Source organism: Glutamicibacter sp. AOP38-B1-38, assembly GCF_052377485.1.
Lineage (GTDB): Bacteria > Actinomycetota > Actinomycetes > Actinomycetales > Micrococcaceae > Glutamicibacter.
This window is the reverse complement of record NZ_JBQSWU010000064.1, coordinates 1-3,113: the sequence shown is the minus strand read 5'-3', so window position 1 is coordinate 3,113 and position 3,113 is coordinate 1. Positions and strand designations below refer to the sequence as shown.

Genomic DNA, 3,113 nt, shown 5'->3' with positions numbered 1-3,113 from the left:
TGTGCGGGGGTGTGTGGGTTGTGTGGTTCTGCCTGGCGAGGCGGGACCTTTTTGCGCTTTAACCGGCCTTAAACGACAGCTCGAAAACTTGACCGGCGTGATGCTGCCGTTACTCCGCGAGATGGCTACAAACAAATGAATGAGTCAACGATTCGGCAGTATATTGCCGTAAATGCTCTATTGAGGCATTATGGTGAGGGTAAACGTAAAAATCGGCGAGATTTTGCCGGACTGGAGCGCGTCGTGAATTCCCTGTCAGAAATTGGCTTCGCTATACAGCAGTCAAGAAAAGAGAGCGGGCTGACTCAAGAGCAGCTAGCAGAGCTGGCGGATATCTCTGAGCGCACTTTGCGGGCAATTGAAACTGGTGGTGGAAACCCTTCCATCACGGCCGTGCAGTCCGCGGCTGCAGTTCTTGGGCTGAAAATTGTGGTGGAGAAATGAGCCACGAAATCCAAGAGCTTAAGCGAGTGCAGCGAGCCGATGTCTATCAAGGGCCGAAGCTCGCTGGGCACTTGTCTCGTTTGAGTGACGGAGGTATCGAGTTTTCGTACACCAGTGACTACATAGAATCTGGTGACCGTGGAATCGCGTCGGCTTTGCCCTTGTCGTCAGTTCCTTATATAGGTCCAGGTGGTGGTTTGCCAGCTTTCTTCTCTGGGTTATTGCCAGAGGGGCATCGACTTACGGTACTGAAAGATGCGGCGAAAACTAGCCTGTCAGATGAGCTGACTCTACTGATGGTTGTGGGTGCCGATACGCCAGGTAATGTTCGGGTATCGCCGGCGGGCACCGAACTGACCGCCCCTCCTGCAGTGGCCGCGATTGCTGATTCGACAGATCTAGACTTCTCAATGTTGGCGAGAAGCCTTGACCGGCACTCAATTCCTGGTGTGCAGGAAAAAATCAGTGCCACAATGCTCACTACACCTTTGGGTTTGGATGGCGGGGCATATCTACTTAAGCTGAATCCGCGCGATCATCCGCATCTGGTTGCTAATGAAGCACTACATCTCCGGGCGGCCAGTGCTCTGAAGTTACCAGTGGCCAAGTACCAGCTAGTTTTCGACACCCGTCATGTCGAGGGGCTACTTGTCGAGCGCTTCGACCGGCAGATTTCTGCAAATAGTACGGTAGTGACACGGTATGCGCAGGAAGATGGATTGCAGGTTCTCGATTTACCGCCAGCCCTGAAGTATTCAGTCAGCGCCGAGCAGATTTCAGAGTCTCTCGCTTCGCACTGCCAGGCGCCGATACTGGCTAAGCGTAATTTATACCTTCAGTTTCTGTTTGCGTGGCTGACAGGCAATGGAGACCTGCACGGAAAGAACGTTTCCATGCTGGCTGATGCTCATGGAAGGTTCTCAATAGCACCGATCTACGACATTCCCTGCACGCTGATTTACGGTGATGACACCATGGTTTTGACTGTCGCGGGTAAGACGAAAAATCTCAAGAAGAAGCACTGGCAAGAATTTGCGCATACTTTGGGACTCGCCGATAGAGCGGTCCAGTCGGCTAATCAGCTGGCGCTAAAGGCAGCAAGTCTCGTGGACCTGGGTGAGTTGCCGTTTGAAGGATCTCCCCTCCGCGGGACGCAACGTGAACTCCGGTTTCGTCGCATGGAAATTGGGTAGAAGTCGGAAGATGAGATGCTCTGTCATGTTGTGGAGAGCTATCAAATCACTTGTGCCATTGCCGGAAGATTGGGCTGGAATGGTCCCATAGTTCGGGTAGGGCCTAGACGAAGTTCTTTTGCATTGTGGCTATGGAGAATTGGGGCAATGGCCGGCCAGTCATCGATTGAGAATACGGCTTCTAGAGACAGGTTCCCAACAGGGGCCACTGTAGTCGTCGGAGCCTACCGCTTGGCGTTCCCTACCGTGTTGCAGTATGTCCACGCACTAACCACCGTTACGCGAACCTGAGTTCGCATGGCTTCGTTCTCGCAGAGATGGCAGCGATCGATACAGTACGCTTAGCTTGAGATTTAGCCAAACGCTCAACTTCCCTTCTACTGCCTAGTGAGTCTTCGCCAAGTTGCCGTATGGAAAGGCGACAAATGTTGTCGAGAGAATTTTCCGAGGAAGCTGGGTGTAGGGATCTGCATAAATGAATCGCGTATTTCACGGAAGTATTTGTCTGTGCGTGCGGTCATGGCGATTGCTGATGACCTAGGCGTGGACAACATCCTCGCTTCGGATGAGCTCTTAGGGCAGTTCGTGCTTCCTGAGTTGGCGAGAAAACACAGGGCGGTTCCCGCGAGGAGTTGCAGAGACGTACCATATCGATCCAGATTTGTGCCGGCTCGTTTCGAATAGGTGTCCGAGGCACTTATAAACTTGGTGACCTCGATTTTTGGGTTCATCTCAAAATATTGAGCCAAACGGCGATCGTAGACACTCAATTAGTGGGCGCCTATCCGATCTTGGACGGCAGAGGGCGACTAGCTGAGTAGTGGTCAGCCAATTTCCGAGGGCTAGGTTGTCACTGACAGAGCCAAGATCCTCATTTCCTTGGGCTTGCTACTCAACGCAAAGTACCGTCTAGAGTCATGGACCGCCGACTGGCGGGAGTCCTTCAGGCGCCAGCAATGAGCTATTCGTGAAACTGTCCTTGCTGTCAACGCGATGGGGGCACTAGCAGTCGCTCACTTCAACCGTGCAAAGAGAAGCATCCATACCGATCTTGCTACGGAGCCCAAGAATGAGTTGTGTTGTGGAAGCCGGGACTGAGCATCGGGCTGCCAATGGAGTTGACCGGTAAACAATCCCGCTCGGCATAAAAGGCCCTTGCGTCATTGGAGATGCCCATGAGCTGTCATGAATCGAAGCGTAATAGTGGTATCAGGGGCAAAGAGATTCGAATCGAGCCATTGATGGGTGAGTTACTCGATGATTTTGCAACGTGTGGTGGCGGTAGAGCGCAAATCCAGGCGGTATACCAATGATTTCCACAAAGGAGGGCAACGTTAGCTAACCAATCCGCTGATCCCGCAGCGCTTAGATATGCGATCAACTGCTAGTTCTGCCCTGTGACTATAGGCGGGCTTCGCCCGTATGATCGATGACGCACTAGTACGGATCCAAAACTGAACTTAATTCAGAATTATT

The 3,113-nt window shown here is 52.4% G+C and carries 2 protein-coding genes; both read left to right on the top strand.

What is annotated here, in order from left to right; all coding sequences use genetic code 11:
* The first annotated feature begins 135 nt into the window (after nt 1-135).
* A complete protein-coding gene (locus tag ACT3TP_RS18515) occupies nt 136-444 on the top strand; it encodes a helix-turn-helix transcriptional regulator (protein ID WP_258138880.1) in 309 nt (102 codons plus the stop codon).
* Nucleotides 441-1,637, top strand: coding sequence for a type II toxin-antitoxin system HipA family toxin (locus tag ACT3TP_RS18510; RefSeq protein ID WP_444621266.1), 1,197 nt, complete (start codon nt 441-443; stop codon nt 1,635-1,637). Before ACT3TP_RS18515 ends, ACT3TP_RS18510 begins: the two co-directional genes overlap by 4 nt.
* Nucleotides 1,638-3,113 lie beyond the last annotated feature (1,476 nt).